Origin of the sequence: Pseudomonas sp. O39, from assembly GCF_045447295.1 — a bacterium.
Taxonomy (GTDB): Bacteria; Pseudomonadota; Gammaproteobacteria; order Pseudomonadales; family Pseudomonadaceae; genus Aquipseudomonas; species Aquipseudomonas antarctica_A.
The window spans coordinates 328,307-346,856 of sequence record NZ_JBJGXV010000003.1 but is presented as its reverse complement, the minus strand read 5'-3'; the positions used below and the strand labels follow the sequence as shown (position 1 = coordinate 346,856).

The following is an 18,550-nucleotide window of genomic DNA, read 5'->3' as shown; positions in this document are numbered from 1 at the left end:
CTCACTGGAGGATCTGTAATGACCACGGAAAAAGTGAAGTACGGCGTACATTCCGAAGCCGGCAAACTGCGTAAAGTCATGGTGTGCTCCCCAGGTTTGGCCCACCAGCGGCTGACCCCCAACAACTGCGATGAACTGCTGTTTGATGACGTGCTGTGGGTCGCCCAGGCCAAGCGCGATCATTTCGACTTCGTCACCAAGATGCGCGAGCGGGACATTGATGTGCTGGAAATGCACAACCTGCTGACCGATATCGTCACCATCCCCGAAGCCCTGGACTGGATCCTGCAACGCAAGATCACCGCGAATACGGTTGGCCTGGGCCTGATCGATGAAGTCAGCGCCTGGCTGCGCAGCCTGGAGCCGCGCAAAATCAGCGAGTTCCTGATTGGTGGCGTGTCGGCCGATGACCTGCCGAGCAGTTTCGGTGGCAAGACCATCGAGATGTTCCGCGACTTCCTCGGCCACGCAAGCTTCATTCTGCCGCCGCTGCCGAACACGCAGTTCACTCGCGACACTACCTGCTGGATCTACGGCGGCGTGACGCTGAACCCTATGTACTGGCCGGCGCGACGCCAGGAAACCCTGCTGGCCTCGGCCATCTACAAATTCCACCCCGAGTTCACTAACGCAGACTTCCAGATCTGGTACGGCGACCCCGACCAGGAACACGGTGCCGCCACGCTGGAAGGCGGCGACGTCATGCCAATTGGCAATGGTGTCGTGCTGATCGGCATGGGCGAACGTTCGTCCCACCAGGCGATTGGCCAACTGGCACGCAACCTGTTCAAAAACAAAGCTGTGGAACGCGTGATCGTTGCCGGCCTGCCGAAGTCCCGCGCGGCGATGCACCTGGACACCGTGTTCAGCTTCTGCGACCGCGACCTGGTCACCATCTTCCCCGAAGTGGTCAACCAGATCATTCCCTTCACCCTGCGCCCTGATGACAGCAAGCCACACGGCATCGATATCCAACGGGAGAAAACCAACTTCCTCGAAACCGTGGCCGCAGCGCTCAACCTCAAGGCGCTGCGTGTGGTCGAGACCGGCGGCAACAGCTTCGCCGCCGAGCGCGAGCAATGGGATGACGGCAACAACGTGGTGGCGCTGGAGCCTGGCGTGGTGATCGGTTACGACCGCAACACCTACACCAACACCCTGCTGCGCAAGGCCGGTGTGGAAGTCATCACCATCAGCGCCGGTGAACTCGGCCGCGGCCGTGGCGGCGGCCACTGCATGACCTGCCCGATCATCCGCGACCCAATCGACTACTAACCCTAACTTTTAACTTATTACGACCCGGCGCTGTGAAAGCGTAGCGAGCGTAGGAAAGACAAGGAAAAAACAGGCGAGGAAGCGGAGTTTACTGGTTGTAAATGAGCATTCCGAGCCTGTTTTTAACGCAGGATTTCCAAGCGCAGTAGCTTTCACAGTGTCGGGGAAGGAGATCCATCATGGCTTTTAATATGCGCAACCGCAGCCTGCTCTCGCTGATGCACCACACCACTCGCGAGCTCAACTACCTGCTGGACCTGTCCCGCGACCTCAAGCGCGCCAAATACACTGGCACCGAGCGTCCGCACCTGCAGGGCAAAAACATCGCGCTGATCTTCGAAAAAACCTCGACTCGCACCCGCTGCGCGTTCGAAGTGGCGGCCCATGACCAGGGCGCCCACGTCACCTATATCGACCCGGTGTCGTCGCAAATCGGCCACAAAGAAAGCATGAAAGACACTGCCCGCGTCTTGGGCCGGATGTTCGACGCCATCGAGTACCGTGGCTTTGAGCAGGAAATCGTCGAAGAGTTGGCCAAGTTCGCCGGCGTGCCGGTGTTCAACGGCCTCACCGCCGAATTCCACCCGACGCAAATGATCGCCGACACCCTGACCATGCGCGAACACAGCGACAAGCCGCTGCATGACATCAGCTACGCCTACCTGGGCGACGCGCGTTACAACATGGGCAATTCGCTGCTGATGATCGGCGCCAAGCTGGGCATGGACGTGCGCATCGGCGCGCCGAAAGCGTTGTGGCCGCATGAAGATTTCATCAAGCAGTGCCAGGCGTTCGCCGAAGAAAGCGGCGCACGCATCACCATCACCGAAGACCCGAAAGAGGCGGTCAAAGGCGTCGACTTCATCCACACCGATATCTGGGTGTCGATGGGCGAGCCGGTGGAAGCGTGGGACGAGCGTATCGAGCAACTGCTGCCGTACCAGGTCAACGCCAAGATGATGAAGGCCTCGGGCAACCCTCGCGTGAAGTTCATGCACTGCCTGCCGGCGTTCCATAACAGCGAAACCAAGGTCGGCAAGGACATCGCTGCGCGCTACCCAAACCTGGCCAATGGTGTGGAAGTGACCGAGGACGTGTTCGAGTCGCCGGCCAACATCGCGTTTGAGCAAGCGGAAAACCGCATGCACACCATCAAGGCGATCCTGGTGTCGGCGCTCGCGGATATCTAACCCTCACTGTCGAAACACAGTCGGTGTGGGAGCTGGCTTGCCTGCGATGCGGGCACCTCGGTTTCTCAGGAATACCTGGGTGATGCCATCGCGGGCAAGCCCGGCTCCCACACTGATTGCTCTTCGCTCGGAGACCTCGCTGAATTCTAGAAGGACATTTATTATGCGTATCGTCGTTGCACTGGGCGGTAACGCCCTGCTCCGCCGTGGTGAACCCATGACGGCGGACAACCAACGCGCCAATATCCGAATCGCCACCGAACAGATCGCCAAGATCCACCCCGGCAACGAGCTGGTGATCGCCCACGGCAATGGCCCGCAAGTCGGCCTGCTGTCGTTGCAGGCAGCTGCCTACACCCAGGTTTCGCCTTACCCGCTGGACGTGCTGGGCGCTGAAACCGAAGGCATGATCGGCTACATCATCGAACAGGAACTGGGCAACCTGCTGGACTTCGAAGTGCCGTTTGCGACCCTGCTCACCCAAGTGGAAGTGGACCCCAAAGACCCGGCCTTCAAGAACCCCACCAAGCCTATCGGCCCGGTGTACACCAAAGCCGAAGCCGAAAAGCTCGCTGCCGAAAAAGGCTGGGCCATCGCCCCCGATGGCGATAAATACCGCCGCGTGGTGGCGAGCCCGCGCCCGAAACGCATCTTCGAAATTCGCCCAATCAAGTGGTTGCTGGAAAAAAGCGCCATCGTGATCTGCGCCGGTGGCGGCGGGATTCCAACGATGTATGGCGAAGACGGCACACTGCGCGGCATTGAGGCAGTCATCGACAAAGACCTGTGTTCCTCGCTGTTAGCCGCGCAACTGGACGCCGATCTGCTGGTGATCGCCACCGACGTCAACGCGGCCTTTATCGACTTCGGCAAGCCAACCCAGAAGGCCATCGCCCAGGCTCACCCCGACGCAATGGAAAAACTCGGCTTCGCCGCCGGCTCCATGGGGCCGAAGGTGCAAGCGGCGTGTGAGTTCGCCCGCCAGACTGGCAAAACCGCCGTCATCGGTTCACTCTCGGACATCGAAGCCATCGTCCAGGGCAGCGCCGGCACACGCATCAGCACGGCCAAACCCGGGATCAGTTACCTGTGAAGTAGAGGAGAAATGCCTATGGCCACCTTTGAACCTGGTCACCTGCACATCGAACGCCACGCGCTCAACAAGGACGACTACAGCTACAACCTGTGTATCGACTACGAAGTCAGCCAGGATCCAGAGGAAGGCAAGGGAATGCTCTTCAAGATGCACGGCTCGGTGCAAGGCAAGGAGCTCAAGGAGGAGTTCTTCTTGCCCAAGGATCAATCTTTCGACTTCGCCAGGCACGCAATGAAAATCGCGCAGAACTATGGGATGCCGAAGGTTGCGACGCTCAATGGCACGATGCATAAACAGTACGATTTGATGTTTGAAGATGTGCGGCATCAGTTGGATGTGAAGGCGGGAGACCCCATCAAGCCGGAACACCTGGGGTAAGCCCCTTTTAACAGGCAAAACAGTTCCAATGTGGGAGCTGGCTTGCCTGCGATAGCTCACTTTCAGTCACTAATTCTGGTGGCTGACCTACCGCGATCGCAGGCAAGCCAGCTCCCACATTTTTGATCTCCATCGCCTGTCAGGCATACTTGCCACCTCTCGCTCCCCAGAATTGCCAGCACCCCATGCGTATCCACGTCAGCTTCATCGACCGCGTCGGCATTACCCAGGAAGTCCTGGCCTTGCTCGGTGGGCGCAATCTCAATCTGGATGCAGTGGAGATGGTGCCGCCCAACGTCTACATCGACGCGCCGACCCTCAGCGCCGAGGTGCTGGAGGAACTGCGCGACGCGTTGTTCAGCGTGCACGGCGTGCAGGCGGTCACCGTGGTGGATATCCTCCCCGGCCAACGCCGCCACCTGCAACTCGATGCCCTGCTGGCCGCCATGACCGACCCGGTGCTGGCCGTGGACAGCGCGGGCAAGATCCTGCTGGCCAACCCGGCGCTGATCGCCCTGTACGGCCGCGAGCCGGCCGGGGAAAGCATCAGCGAACTGTTCAACGACCCGGCGCTGTTGGACACCTTGCTGGAGCAAGGCTTTCGCCTGCCTCTGCGCGAGATCAGCGTCAATGGCCAGACCCTGCTGCTCGACGCCACGCCGATCACCGACGCCGGCGCCCTGCTCACCCTGTACCCACCCAACCGGATCGGCGAACAGTTGTCGGCGCTGCACCACGACCATGCCGAAGGGTTTGACGCGCTGTTGGGCGAGTCGCCAGCAATTCGCACCCTGAAGGCGCGTGCGCAACGGGTGGCGGCGTTGGATGCCCCGCTGTTGATCCAAGGCGAAACCGGCACAGGCAAAGAGCTGGTGGCGCGCGCCTGTCACGCCATCAGCGCACGCCACAGTGCGCCGTTCCTGGCCCTGAACTGCGCGGCATTGCCGGAAAACCTCGCCGAAAGCGAGCTGTTCGGTTATGCCCCGGGCGCCTTTACCGGTGCGCAACGCGGTGGCAAACCTGGGCTGATGGAACTGGCCAACCAGGGCACCGTATTCCTGGATGAAATCGGCGAAATGTCGCCATACTTGCAGGCCAAGCTGTTGCGGTTTCTCAATGACGGCAGCTTCCGCCGCGTGGGCGGTGACCGCGAAGTGAAGGTCAATGTGCGCATTCTCAGCGCCACCCACCGCGACCTGGAAAAGATGGTCAGCGAGGGCACCTTTCGCGAAGACCTGTTCTACCGCCTCAATGTGCTCAACGTCGAAGTCCCGCCGCTGCGTGAACGCGGCCAGGACATTCTGCTGCTCGCCCGCTACTTCATGCAGCAGGCCTGTGCACAGATCCAGCGCCCCGTGTGCCGTCTGGCACCGGGCACTTACCCGGCGCTGTTGGGCAACCGCTGGCCGGGCAATGTGCGCCAGTTGCAGAACGTGATCTTCCGCGCCGCCGCCATCTGCGAAAGCAGCCTGGTGGACATCGGCGACCTGGACATCGCCGGCACCTCGGTAGCCCGCCAAAACGACGGCGAGGTCGACAGCCTGGAACAGGCGGTGGAAGACTTCGAGCGTAGCCTGCTGGAAAAGCTCTACGCCAGTTATCCCTCGACCCGCCAACTGGCGAGCCGCCTGCAAACCTCCCACACGGCTATCGCGCATCGCCTGCGTAAGTACGGCATCCCCAGCAAGCCCTGACTGCACTCGATCTAAATGTGGGAGCTGGCTTGCCTGCGATCGCATCACCTCGGTTCAGCTGACAGACCGAGTTGCCTGCATCGCAGGCAAGCCAGCTCCCACAGGGGACTGCATTCCAAATTTGGTCTGAGAACGACATCCGCTGTACTGAAAGCGCTACAGCGTAACGATATCGCTACAACCCTGTTTTTTGCGCGCCATGCAAGGCTTTGATCCACATAGGCTTTTTTTCGCCCGCCCAGCTGTAGCGAAATCGCTACAGCCTGAATGCACAACCTCCTAACCAATTTCATTAACCAATTGATTTGTAACGACTTAATGAGATTGGCCGCGATATTGCTAAGCAACTCCCCATTATTCCAATCCCGTCCACCAGACGAATCTGGCCCTGAGGAGTTTCCATGAGCGAGTTGCGTTTCACTGAAGATCACGAATGGCTGCGCGCCGAAGCCGATGGCAGCGTCACCGTGGGTATCACCGCTTTCGCGCAGAACGCGTTGGGTGATGTGGTTTTCGTGCAACTGCCGGAGTTGCAGTCCTACGAGAAGGGCGCAGAAGCCTCCACCGTTGAATCGGTCAAGGCCGCGAGTGGCGTCTACATGCCGCTGGACGGCGAAGTCCTCGAAGTCAACGTCCAACTCGATGGCAGCCCCGAGCTGGTCAACGAAGACCCGATGGGCGAAGGTTGGTTCTTCCGCTTTAAACCCGCCGATGCCGATGCAGTGGCTAAGCTGTTGGATCAGGATGCGTACGACCGCCTGATCAAAGCCAACGCTGAAGCCTGAGGAGCGCGCCATGACTATCAACTTGAGCACCGCCAACGAATTCATCGCCCGTCATATCGGCCCGCGCCAGGAAGACGAGCAGCACATGCTTGCCAGCCTGGGCTTTGACTCCCTGGAAGCCCTGAGCGCCAGCGTGATCCCGGAAAGCATCAAGGGCACCAGCGTGCTCGGCCTGGAAGACGGCCTGAGCGAAGCCGAGGCCCTGGCCAAGATCAAGGCCATCGCCGGCAAGAACCAACTGTTCAAGACTTACATCGGCCAGGGCTACTACAACTGCCACACGCCGTCGCCGATCCTGCGTAACCTGCTGGAAAACCCGGCCTGGTACACCGCCTACACCCCGTACCAGCCAGAGATTTCCCAAGGCCGCCTGGAATCGCTGCTGAACTTCCAGACCCTGATCAGCGACCTCACCGGCCTGCCGATCGCCAACGCCTCCCTGCTCGATGAAGCCACCGCCGCCGCCGAAGCCATGACCTTCTGCAAGCGCCTGAGCAAGAACAAAGGCAGCAACGCGTTCTTCGCCTCCGTGCACAGCCACCCACAAACCCTCGACGTACTGCGCACCCGTGCCGAGCCGCTGGGCATTGACGTGGTGGTGGGCGATGAGCGCGAACTGACCGACGTCAGCCCGTTCTTCGGCGCCCTGCTGCAATACCCGGCCAGCAACGGTGACGTGTTTGATTACCGCGAGCTGACCGAACGCTTCCACGCCGCCAACGCGCTGGTCGCCGTGGCTGCCGACCTGCTGGCCCTGACCCTGCTGACTCCGCCGGGTGAGTTCGGCGCCGACGTGGCCATCGGCAGCGCGCAACGCTTCGGCGTGCCGCTGGGCTTTGGTGGCCCGCACGCGGCCTACTTCTCCACCAAGGATGCGTTCAAGCGCGACATGCCGGGCCGTCTGGTCGGTGTGTCTGTCGACCGTTTCGGCAAGCCGGCCCTGCGCCTGGCCATGCAGACTCGCGAGCAACATATCCGCCGCGAGAAAGCCACCAGCAACATCTGCACCGCCCAGGTATTGCTGGCCAACATCGCCAGCATGTACGCCGTGTACCACGGCCCTAAAGGCCTGACCCAGATCGCCCAGCGCATTCACCAGCTGACTGCGATCCTGGCCAAAGGCTTGACCGCCCTGGGCTTGAAGGTCGAGCAGGAACACTTCTTCGACACCCTGACCCTCAACACTGGCGCCCACACGGCCGCCCTGCACGACAAGGCCCGCGCCCAGCGCATCAACCTGCGTGTGGTCGATGCTCAGCGTCTGGGCCTGTCGGTCGACGAAACCACCACCCAGGCCGATATCGAAACCCTGTGGACCCTCTTTGCCGACGGCAAAGCCCTGCCGGACTTCAATGCCAAGGTCGACAGCACCCTGCCGGCCGCGCTGCTGCGCCAATCGCCGATCCTCAGCCACCCGGTATTCAACCGTTATCACTCGGAAACCGAGCTGATGCGCTACCTGCGCAAGCTGGCCGACAAGGACCTGGCACTGGACCGCACTATGATCCCGCTGGGCTCGTGCACCATGAAGCTCAACGCCGCCAGCGAAATGATTCCGGTGACCTGGGCCGAGTTCGGTGCCCTGCACCCGTTCGCCCCGGCCGAGCAAAGCGCCGGCTACCTGCAACTGACGTCCGAGCTGGAAGCCATGCTCTGCGCAGCCACCGGTTATGACGCAATCTCGCTGCAACCGAACGCCGGTTCCCAGGGCGAGTACGCCGGCCTTTTGGCCATCCGTGCCTACCACCAGAGCCGTGGCGAAGAACGCCGTGACATCTGCCTGATCCCATCGTCGGCCCACGGCACCAACCCCGCTACCGCCAACATGGCCGGCATGCGCGTGGTCGTGACCGCGTGCGACGCACGTGGCAACGTGGACATCGAAGACCTGCGCGCCAAGGCCATCGAGCACCGCGAACACCTCGCTGCACTGATGATCACCTACCCGTCCACCCACGGCGTGTTCGAAGAAGGCATCCGCGAAATCTGCGGCGTCATTCACGACAACGGCGGCCAGGTGTACATCGACGGCGCCAACATGAACGCGATGGTCGGCCTGTGCGCACCGGGCAAGTTCGGCGGCGACGTGTCCCACCTGAACCTGCACAAGACCTTCTGCATTCCTCACGGCGGTGGCGGCCCGGGTGTTGGCCCGATTGGCGTCAAATCCCACCTCACGCCATTCCTGCCCGGCCACGCAGCCATGGAACGCAAGGAAGGCGCGGTGTGCGCGGCGCCATTCGGCAGCGCGAGCATCCTGCCGATCACCTGGATGTACATCAGCATGATGGGCGGCGCGGGCCTCAAGCGTGCTTCGCAGCTGGCGATCCTGAATGCCAACTACATTTCCCGTCGCCTCGAAGAGCACTACCCAGTGCTGTACACCGGCAGCAACGGCCTGGTGGCGCACGAGTGCATCCTGGACCTGCGCCCATTGAAAGACAGCAGCGGCATCAGCGTGGACGACGTGGCCAAGCGCCTGATCGACTTCGGCTTCCATGCGCCGACCATGTCGTTCCCGGTAGCGGGCACGCTGATGATCGAGCCGACCGAAAGCGAATCCAAGGAAGAGCTGGACCGCTTCTGTGACGCGATGATTGCCATCCGCGAGGAAATTCGCGCGGTGGAAAACGGCACCCTGGACAAGGAAGACAACCCACTGAAAAACGCCCCGCACACGGCGGCCGAACTGGTGGGCGAATGGAGCCACCCGTACAGCCGTGAACAAGCGGTGTACCCGGTTGCGTCGTTGATCGAAGGCAAGTACTGGCCGCCGGTTGGCCGGGTCGACAACGTGTTTGGCGATCGCAACCTGGTGTGTGCGTGCCCGTCGATCGAGCTTTACGCGTAAAGCAGCCATAAAAAAGCAGCCATAAGCTGCAAGCTTCAAGCGGCAAGGTAAGAGCCGAGTGGCTCATTCTTGCGGCTTGCAGCTTGCAGCTTACCGCTGCCCCTATAACAAGAAACCGGAGAACAACAATGTCTTTAAGCGTGTTCGACCTGTTCAAGATTGGCATTGGCCCCTCCAGTTCCCACACTGTTGGCCCGATGCGCGCTGCCGCCCGATTCGTCGAAGGCCTCAAGCGCGATAACCTGCTGAGCGCCACCACCGGCATCAAGGTGGAACTCTATGGGTCGCTGGGCGCCACCGGCAAAGGCCACGGCAGTGACAAGGCCGTGCTACTGGGCCTGGAAGGCGAACACCCGGACACCGTCAATACTGAAACCGTGGCTGCACGCCTCGCGCAAATGCGCAGCGACGGTCGCTTGAACCTGCTCGGCGAACACAGCATTGCGTTCAATGAGAAAGAACACCTGGCGATGATTCGCAAACCCCTTGCCTACCATCCCAACGGCATGATTTTTCGTGCCTTCGATGCGGCGGGTATCCAGATTCGCAGCCGTGAGTACTACTCGGTCGGCGGCGGGTTTGTGGTGGATGAAGACGCCGCCGGCGCCGACCGCATTGTCGAAGACACCACGCCGCTGACCTTTCCCTTCAAGCACGCCAAGGACTTGCTGGGGCATTGCGCCACCTACGGGCTGTCGATCAGCCAAGTGATGCTGACCAATGAAAGTGCCTGGCGCCCGGAAGCGGAAACCCGCGCCGGTCTATTGAAAATCTGGCAAGTGATGCAGGCCTGCGTCGACGCCGGCTGTCGCAACGAAGGGATTTTGCCCGGCGGCTTGAAGGTCAAGCGCCGCGCCGCCGCCCTGCATCGCCAGCTGTGCAAGAACCCGGAATCGGCGCTGCGCGATCCGCTGTCGGTGCTCGACTGGGTCAACCTGTACGCGTTGGCGGTCAACGAAGAAAACGCCAATGGCGGCCGCGTGGTGACCGCACCCACCAACGGTGCAGCCGGGATTGTGCCGGCCGTGTTGCATTACTACATGCGGTTTATCCCCGGCGCGAACGAGGACGGCGTGGTGCGCTTTCTGCTCACCGCCGCCGCCATCGGCATTTTGTACAAGGAAAACGCGTCGATCTCCGGGGCCGAAGTCGGCTGCCAGGGTGAAGTCGGCGTGGCCTGCTCGATGGCGGCCGGCGCGTTGTGCGAAGTGCTGGGCGGCAGCGTGTCCCAAGTGGAAAACGCCGCCGAGATCGGCATGGAGCACAACCTCGGCCTGACCTGCGACCCGATTGGCGGGCTGGTGCAGGTGCCGTGCATCGAGCGCAATGCCATGGGCTCGGTCAAGGCGATCAATGCGGTGCGGATGGCTTTGCGCGGTGACGGGCAGCACTTCGTCTCGCTGGATAAAGTCATCCGCACCATGCGCCAGACCGGCGCCGATATGAAAAGCAAATACAAGGAAACCGCCCGTGGCGGTTTGGCGGTCAACATTATCGAGTGCTGACGCCTACAAGCGCGTCCGCACGTTTTTCAGGAGCTGAACATGTCCACCGAAACCCTGTTGAAAACCCCATTGCACGCCCTGCACCTCGAACTGGGCGCGCGCATGGTGCCCTTCGCCGGCTACGACATGCCGGTGCAATACCCGCTGGGCGTGATGAAAGAACACCTGCACACCCGTGAACACGCCGGGTTGTTCGACGTGTCCCACATGGGCCAAATCCGCCTGACCGGCGCCAATGCCGCCAAAGCCCTGGAAACGCTGGTGCCCGTCGACATCATCGACCTGCCGGTCGGCATGCAGCGCTATGCCATGTTCACCAACGACCAGGGCGGCATTCTCGACGACCTGATGGTGGCCAACCTGGGTAACGACGAACTGTTCCTGGTGGTCAACGCCGCCTGCAAGGACCAGGACCTGGCGCACCTGCGCAAACATATCGGCGACCAGTGCACCATTGAGCCGCTGTTCGAAGAGCGCGCCTTGCTGGCCCTGCAAGGCCCGGCGGCCGTGAAGGTCCTGGCGCGCCTGGCCCCTGAAGTGACCAAGATGACGTTCATGCAGTTCGCCAGCCTGCGCCTGTTGGGTGTGGACTGCTACGTCAGCCGCTCCGGTTACACGGGCGAAGACGGTTTTGAAATCTCGGTGCCGGCCGCCAACGCCGAAAGCCTTGCGCGCAGCCTGCTGGCCGAAGCCGAAGTGCAAGCCATCGGCCTCGGCGCCCGCGACTCGCTGCGCCTGGAAGCGGGCCTGTGCCTGTACGGCCACGACATGAACACCGAGACCACCCCCATCGAAGCCAGCCTGCTGTGGGCGATCTCCAAGGCCCGCCGTGCCGACGGCGCACGTGCCGGTGGTTTCCCGGGTGCCGAGCGCATTTTCAGCCAACAGCAAGCCGGTGTGAGCCGCAAGCGTGTCGGCCTGCTGCCACAGGAACGCACACCCGTGCGTGAGGGCGCCGAAATCGTCGATGAACACGGCACCGTGATCGGCAGCGTGTGCAGCGGTGGCTTCGGCCCGACGTTGGGCGGCCCGCTTGCCATGGGTTACCTGGACAGTGCGTTTATTGCACTCGACACCGAAGTGTCTGCGTTGGTACGTGGGAAAAAGGTGCCACTGCGTGTAAGTAAAATGCCATTTGTACCGCAGCGTTACTATCGTGGCTGATTGACTGTTCCTATAAGTAACGCGGTTGCGTTAACGTGCACTAAACTGTAACGCAACCGCCATAAAACAGTGCATCCGCGATAGTCAATGTAATAGGGGCTCACCGATAACAAGTGATTAACTCTATCGAATAAGCAGGTTCCATATTGTTGATCAAACAGTCATGAAGCCAAGCAAACGCTGGGCTTTTGGCAGGGCTTGTTTTTTCTCCATTAGTTGGCGTAGAGTTTGCTCACTGTGTTTGCATGGGTCGCTTTGAACCTGGACCTGGGCAGTAGCCAAAGTTTGCTACAACCCGTTCGACGTCTCTTACTTTCCTGCAACCCAGCCCAGTACTCTTTCATGTGAAAGGGGCTGTCATTAATTTTTAGCGTCAAGGAAATAAGAAAATGGCTGATCGTCAGAGCGGTACCGTCAAGTGGTTTAACGACGAGAAAGGGTTTGGTTTTATCACTCCAGAAAGCGGTCCGGATCTGTTCGTCCATTTCCGCGCTATTCAGGGCAACGGCTTCAAGAGCCTCAAAGAAGGCCAGAAAGTGACTTTCATCGCCGTGCAGGGCCAGAAAGGCATGCAGGCTGACGAAGTACAAGCAGAAGGCTGATCCCTGCTGCGACAAAAAGCCCCTGATGGTGACATCAGGGGCTTTTTTATAAGCGTTTATCCGTAAAATGGCTTTTTTCTCAAGAGAAACTGCCATGTCCAAACTCCTGCTGAGCCCCCAAGGCGAGTTTCCCGCCGTCGGCCTGGGCCGTCGTCTGGCAGCGATGTTCTATGACTTTCTGTTGTGCACGGCCCTGCTGATCGTCACGGCGTTTATCTACAAGATGGTGTGGATGGCGTTTATCGGCGAAGCCAAGATGCGCACGCTCACCGAATCCGGCGCGCTGGACGGCGACCCGCTGCTGTCGACGATTTTGTTTTTTGTATTGTTTGGTTTTTTTGCCAAATTCTGGACCCATTCCGGGCAGACGCTGGGCATGCAGGTGTGGGGCGTGCGCGTACAGAACGCCGACGGCTCACGCATCAGCCTGTGGCAGGCGCTGTTGCGGTTTGTGGTGTCGATTGCGTCGTGGTTGTGCGTGGGGCTGGGGTTTATCTGGTCGCTGTTTGATAAACAGAAACGCAGCTGGCATGACATTTATTCGGATACCCAACTGGTGCGGATTCCGAAACAGAAGAAATAATTCCAAACCGCACAAAACAAATGTGGGAGCTGGCTTGCCTGCGATGCGGGCACCTCGGTCTATCAGGCAGACCAGGGTGATGCTATCGCAGGCAAGCCAGCTCCCACATTTTGACCGCGTTTACAATTAAATTAAGCGTTGCCGGCGAGCTTCAAGCGCGCAGCCTGGGTGAAGTCCAGCATGCGCTTTAACGGGCGCACGGCGTGTGGAATCACCGACGGCTCGACGAATATCTCATTACTGCCCTCACGCAAGCACTGCAGTGTGCGCTCCAGCGTGTTCATCGCCATCCACGGGCAGTGCGCGCAACTGCGGCACGCCGCGCCGTTGCCGGCAGTAGGCGCTTCGATGAAGACTTTATCCGGGCACAACTGCTGCATCTTGTAGAAAATGCCGCGGTCGGTCGCCACGATGAACGTCTTGTTCGGCAAACGCTGTGCGGCGGCAATCAGCTGGCTGGTGGAGCCCACCGCGTCCGCCAGCTCGATCACCGCGGTCGGCGACTCCGGGTGCACCAGAATCGCCGCGTCCGGATACAGCGCCTTCATGTCTTCAAGCTGCTTGGACTTGAACTCCTCGTGGACGATGCACGCCCCGTCCCACAGCAACATATCCGCGCCGGTCTGGCGCTGGATGTAGGTGCCCAAGTGCTTGTCCGGGCCCCAGATAATTGTCTCGCCGTTGTCCATCAGGCTTTCGACGATTTCCAGTGCGCAGCTGGAGGTCACGACCCAATCCGCCCGGGCTTTGACCGCGGCCGAGGTGTTGGCGTAGACCACCACGGTGCGCTCGGGATGCTGGTCGCAAAATGCCGAAAATTCATCCACCGGGCAGCCCAGGTCCAGGGAACACGTGGCTTCCAGGGTGGGCATGAGGATGCGTTTTTCGGGGGTGAGGATTTTGGCGGTCTCGCCCATGAAACGCACACCGGCAACCAATACGGTCTTGGCCGGGTGGGCAGCGCCGAAGCGCGCCATTTCCAGGGAGTCGGAGACACAGCCGCCGGTTTCTTCGGCCAGGGCCTGAATCACCGGGTCGCAATAAAAGTGGGCAACCAGCACCGCGTCTTGAGCCTTGAGCTCGGCGGCGATGGCGACACGCAGGCTCGCCTCTTCTTCGGCGCTGAGGGCCTTGGGCTGCTTGGCGTCGAGGTGAGCTTGAACCAGTAGGCGTTCGGAAATGTGCGTCATGTTCGCAAGACCTGCAGGCGCAGTTGCGCGAAAGTCGAGTGTACCACCGGCTCTGGAGCCCTTCGGGCGCCGCCGGACGAAGTGATTGTGTTCATCAAGCACGGGTGAAGCTGCGCAAGGCTACAGAATATCGAATGGATTCAAAAGCCTAATCTGGCATTCACAGGTGCATCGGTCGGGCAAAAAAAAACGGGAAACCCGACGCAGGGGTTTCCCGTTTTCCAACCGGTGTCAGCGCTGCAGTACGGAAGGGTCTTCCTGCAGCATCACCGAGTCATGCAGGCCCGCCAACGCATCCTTTAGCGTTGACTGCTCCAGCGCATCCTTGGATTTTTTGCTTTCCTGGGCCGCGTGCTCAAGCAACGCCAGGTAGTCGCGCCTGGATGAGCCCTCCTTCGGCACCACGGTGTCCTCTACCAGCTTGGCCATCACATATTTCTGCGTATGGGTGTTCTGTACAGCCGTTTGCGAGACAGACGCGCTGGCCAGTTGGCCGTCTTTGTAGGCGAAGCTCGCCGTACTGCTGGCCTTGTCCTGCACTTGCACATACAGGTAGTTCTGCGATTCACGGTTGCCGTCAAAAACCGGCGGTTTGCCACCGTTGAGGCTGGTGTGGAAGTTCGCAGAAAGCGCCGACTGCTGGTGCTGGGTAACGCTACGATCTGCGGTACTGCGACCGTTGACCTGGGTTTTCTGCGACACGTTGTAGGAAAAGCTATCGACTTCCGACGGGCGCATTGGGTTGGTGCCGTCAACAGCCTGCTGGATCGAGGCTTTGAAGTCAGCCAGGCCAGTCAACAGGCCTTTGTCGCTTGGGTTGTTGCTCAAGGCGGCGGGAGCGGTCGTGCCTTGTGGATAGTTGCTGTTCATGGCGCTGAATGCGTCCTTGAACATTGCCATCAAGTCCGCATTGGCACTGCCGCGCTGTTGCACCCGGTCAAATTGGGCAAGGTAGGTTTTCAGCGCATTGGCTTGTTGTTTGGCATCGCCAAGGATCGTCGCGTTTTTGAGGTCCACTGCCAGGTCAATGTTACCGGCCGGGCCACTCATTCGTGTGGTACGGCTCTGACTGTCGGCGTGAAAAGCCAGGCTCAGGTCCTTGCCGTCCAGGGCCTTCAGGTTGGCATTGAGGTCGACGGAAGCCAGCACCTGGGTATCGAACTGGGTCAACTTGCTCAGATCGAGTTTTGGCGGCACGGCGGTAAGCCCGTCCACCGAGGCCTGGAAGGCACTGCCCAATTGACCGACGGCCTTGAGCTCATCAGCCGTCAAGTCGCCGCCCTCTACCGTGGCCTGCACACCCAGGCCATCTTTCTGGCTGGACAGGCTGAAGGTGACGGTCTTGCCGCTGGCGGTCTTGATGCTGAGGCTGACCTGGTTGTCGGCCTTGCTGTGCAGTACCGTCTGGTCAGTCTTGATCGCGCCAGCGTCCCCGGCCCGGGCAGCCGTGGTGTTGAGCACAGACTGTGAAATACCGACACCACCGCCCTGGGTGAATTGATCCACCAACGCCGCGCCCAGGCCGCTGTAGCGACTGGCCGTGGAAATTGAATTAAAGCTGCTGTTGATGGCCTTGGTCACTGCATCCTGGCTGCTGTTTTCCCAGGCCCGCACCGTTTCCTGGCCGGGCATCTGCCCGTCTCGAGAGTAGATATCGACGACATCAGCCGCTGGATTGCCGAGGCTGACCACCGCAGAGGGCCGAACCGGTGAGACATCGACAGTGTTCGCCACGGTGGCCGGCGACGGCGTGGTGGCCGCGCGAACGATGAGGGGATTGGTAGCGATGATAGGCGTTAGCGTAGTCATGACAGTCCGTGTCTTGAAAGCTGAGTAGCGTTCAATTTAACCAAGACGCATCGGCATTGACAGCATTGAAGCCGAAATAAATAGCAAAGAGCCATGCCAAAAAACCGGCTCTTTGCCGTATTGCGCAGATCAGAACCGGTAAGTCACCGAACCGCCAAGATCATTGGCGCTGTTTTCATACCTGGCGTCATAGGTCAGGCCACATGCTGGTGGGGTCTGGCGAACCTTGATCGGTTCTTCTTTCAAGTCTGCCCGCGGTTTATTGAGCACGCGCCCGTGTAATCACGCTCAAGTCGCTGGTGGGATAGGTATCGTAATGACATAATGAAGGCCATTTAACGCATTCGGCCAAACTCAAATGAATAGCACCGTCGGGATGGGCCCCGAGGCAAGTCACGCGCCCAATCCCATCAAAGGCGGCGCAAGCGAGCTGGCCACCACTGGCTTGGGTAGAAACGAAGCGTTCACCGAGCGCGTGCTGGCCAGCATCAACGATTGCATCAAAGTCCTGGACCTGGACGCCCGCCTCACCTTCATGAGTGAAGGTGGCCAGAAAATCATGGAAGTCAGTGACTTCAACAGCATCCGCGGCTGCCCCTGGCCCGACTTCTGGCAGGACCAGGGAAACCTGGATGCCAAGGCCGCCGTGCAGGCTGCCCAAAACGGTGACAGCGCGAGCTTTATAGGCCCCGCCCAAACCTTGGCCGGCAACCTGAAATGGTGGCATGTGCAGGTCAGTCCGATCCTGGACAGCGACGGCCGGCCGGAGCAGATCCTCTGCGTCTCCCGTGATATCACCGCCCTGCGTGAAGCCGAAGAGTCACTGCGTAAACTCAATGAATCCCTGGAGCAGCGGGTGGTGGAGCGTACCCGTGATCGCGACCGTATCTGGCGTCTGTCGCCGGACCTGATGCTGGTCGCTCAGCTCGACGGTGTTATCTCTGCCGTCAACCCGGCCTGGACACGCATGCTCGGTCACACCGAACACGACCTGGTGGGCAGTCAATTGCTGGCCCTGGTGCACCCGGACGACCTGGCCGTCTCGTCATCGGCGGTCAGCCGACTGGGAGATGGCAAGAACTTTCCCAACTTCAAGAATCGTTACCGCCACCAGGATGGCAGCTACCGCATGATCGCCTGGACCGCTGTGCCCGACAGCGACTACATCCACGCGGTCGGCCGTGATATCCAGGCCGAGGAAGAGGCCAAGGAAGCCTTGCGCTTGTCGGAAGACGCCCTGCGTCAATCACAGAAACTGGAAGCGATTGGCCAACTCACCGGCGGCGTCGCACACGATTTCAATAACCTGCTGACAGTGATCAAGTCCTGTGCCGACTTGCTCAAAACGCCTTCGCTGAGCGAAGTACGGCGCATCAAGTATGTGGAAGCCATCGCCAATACCGTGGACCGTGCCGCCCGCCTGACGGCGCAGCTGCTGACATTCGCCCGCCGCCAGGCCCTGCGCCCGGAAGTCTTCAACGTCGGCGACAGCGTATTACGGGTGGGCGAAATGATGGACAGCCTGACCGGTTCACGCATCAAGGTCACTATCGAGGTGCCGCAGAAACCGCGCTTTATCAACGCCGATGAAAGCCAGTTCGAGACCGCCCTGGTGAATATGGTGGTCAACGCACGCGATGCCATGGCTGGCAATGGCCAATTGTCGATCAAAGTGGCGACGGCCAACTGGCTCCCTTCGGTGCGTGCCCATCCGGTACGTGTCGCCGACTACGTGACCATTGAGCTAAGCGATACCGGTTCAGGCATCGCGCCGGAAAAGCTCGACGCCATCTTCGAACCGTTCTACACCACCAAGGGCATCGGCCAGGGCACCGGCTTGGGGTTGTCACAGGTGTACGGTTTTGCCAAACAATCGGGGGGTGAAATCCTGGTGCAGAGCGAATGCGGCAAAGGCAGCCAGTTTGTTTTGTACTTGCCTGAAGTCGAGGCGGGCGTGACGTCAGCCACCCCGGAAAACCAGTGCGCCCCGATTGCTTGCGACTTGTGCGTGCTGATGGTCGAGGACAACGCCGATGTCGGCCTCTACACCTCGCAGACCCTGGAGCAAATGGGTTTTAAGGTGCTGTGGGTGCCCGACGCCAACAGTGCGCTGGACGCACTGGCGCCCAACCCGGAGAGCTTCCAAGTGGTGTTCTCCGACATCTCGATGCCAGGCATGAGCGGGCTGGAGTTGCTCGACGCGATCGAAGCCCTCTACCCGTGGCTCCCCGTGGTACTGACCACAGGCTACAACGATGAATACGCACGCATCGCCCAGGAAGAAGCGCAACGCTTTGTGCTGCTGCAAAAACCCTATTCCACCGAGGCGTTGGCAGTGCAGCTGCACAAAGTGGTCAAGAGCCGCCTGAACCTGATTCCACAAGACTGAGCCTGAGCCGCTTGTATAAACACGCCGATTAAACAGTTA

At 60.3% G+C, this 18,550-nt stretch carries 14 protein-coding genes; 12 read left to right on the top strand and 2 right to left on the bottom strand.

The window, feature by feature from the left end; genetic code table 11:
• The first annotated feature begins 18 nt into the window (after positions 1-18).
• The 11 genes from arcA (at position 19) to ACI77D_RS06380 (ending at position 13,123) form a co-directional block, all read left to right on the top strand.
• Positions 19-1,275 carry an arginine deiminase gene (gene arcA, locus ACI77D_RS06430; RefSeq protein ID WP_262666162.1) on the top strand — a complete coding sequence of 419 codons (1,257 nt, stop codon included), beginning with the start codon at positions 19-21 and terminating at the stop codon, positions 1,273-1,275.
• A gap of 179 nt (positions 1,276-1,454) precedes the next feature.
• Positions 1,455-2,465 (top strand): ornithine carbamoyltransferase, encoded by a 1,011-nt coding sequence (locus ACI77D_RS06425; protein ID WP_064453904.1) that lies wholly within the window; start codon positions 1,455-1,457, stop codon positions 2,463-2,465.
• 163 nt (positions 2,466-2,628) lie between these two features.
• On the top strand, positions 2,629-3,558 hold the full coding sequence (gene arcC / locus ACI77D_RS06420; RefSeq protein ID WP_064453905.1) for a carbamate kinase: 930 nt from the start codon (positions 2,629-2,631) through the stop codon (positions 3,556-3,558).
• 18 nt (positions 3,559-3,576) lie between these two features.
• Complete coding sequence (locus ACI77D_RS06415; protein WP_064453906.1) at positions 3,577-3,939, top strand: DUF5064 family protein; 363 nt, start codon at positions 3,577-3,579, stop codon at positions 3,937-3,939.
• A gap of 185 nt (positions 3,940-4,124) precedes the next feature.
• Positions 4,125-5,633 (top strand): sigma-54-dependent transcriptional regulator, encoded by a 1,509-nt coding sequence (locus ACI77D_RS06410; RefSeq protein WP_064453907.1) that lies wholly within the window; start codon positions 4,125-4,127, stop codon positions 5,631-5,633.
• A gap of 401 nt (positions 5,634-6,034) precedes the next feature.
• Positions 6,035-6,418, top strand: coding sequence for a glycine cleavage system protein GcvH (gcvH, locus tag ACI77D_RS06405; RefSeq protein WP_407016256.1), 384 nt, complete (start codon positions 6,035-6,037; stop codon positions 6,416-6,418).
• A gap of 10 nt (positions 6,419-6,428) precedes the next feature.
• Positions 6,429-9,269, top strand: coding sequence for an aminomethyl-transferring glycine dehydrogenase (gcvP, locus tag ACI77D_RS06400; RefSeq protein WP_407016255.1), 2,841 nt, complete (start codon positions 6,429-6,431; stop codon positions 9,267-9,269).
• Between the two features lie 128 nt (positions 9,270-9,397).
• Positions 9,398-10,774 (top strand): L-serine ammonia-lyase, encoded by a 1,377-nt coding sequence (locus ACI77D_RS06395; RefSeq protein WP_407016254.1) that lies wholly within the window; start codon positions 9,398-9,400, stop codon positions 10,772-10,774.
• A 39-nt stretch (positions 10,775-10,813) separates the two neighbouring features.
• Complete coding sequence (gene gcvT / locus ACI77D_RS06390; protein ID WP_064453911.1) at positions 10,814-11,938, top strand: glycine cleavage system aminomethyltransferase GcvT; 1,125 nt, start codon at positions 10,814-10,816, stop codon at positions 11,936-11,938.
• Positions 11,939-12,327: 389 nt separating this feature from the next.
• Positions 12,328-12,540: a cold-shock protein gene (locus tag ACI77D_RS06385; RefSeq protein WP_003220045.1), complete on the top strand. Its 213-nt coding sequence runs from the start codon at positions 12,328-12,330 to the stop codon at positions 12,538-12,540.
• A gap of 94 nt (positions 12,541-12,634) precedes the next feature.
• Positions 12,635-13,123 carry an RDD family protein gene (locus tag ACI77D_RS06380; protein ID WP_407016253.1) on the top strand — a complete coding sequence of 163 codons (489 nt, stop codon included), beginning with the start codon at positions 12,635-12,637 and terminating at the stop codon, positions 13,121-13,123.
• Between the two features lie 131 nt (positions 13,124-13,254).
• On the opposite strand, the gene nadA is transcribed toward ACI77D_RS06380, so the two are convergent.
• Together nadA and ACI77D_RS06370 are read right to left on the bottom strand one after the other, a co-directional pair.
• Entirely contained in the window at positions 13,255-14,313 is a 1,059-nt protein-coding gene (gene nadA, locus ACI77D_RS06375) for a quinolinate synthase NadA (RefSeq protein WP_407016252.1), read from the bottom strand.
• A gap of 231 nt (positions 14,314-14,544) precedes the next feature.
• A complete protein-coding gene (locus ACI77D_RS06370; protein ID WP_407016291.1) occupies positions 14,545-15,945 on the bottom strand; it encodes a lactate dehydrogenase in 1,401 nt (466 codons plus the stop codon).
• A 535-nt stretch (positions 15,946-16,480) separates the two neighbouring features.
• Here ACI77D_RS06370 and ACI77D_RS06365 point away from each other — a divergent pair.
• Positions 16,481-18,511: a PAS domain-containing sensor histidine kinase gene (locus tag ACI77D_RS06365; protein ID WP_407016251.1), complete on the top strand. Its 2,031-nt coding sequence runs from the start codon at positions 16,481-16,483 to the stop codon at positions 18,509-18,511.
• Positions 18,512-18,550 lie beyond the last annotated feature (39 nt).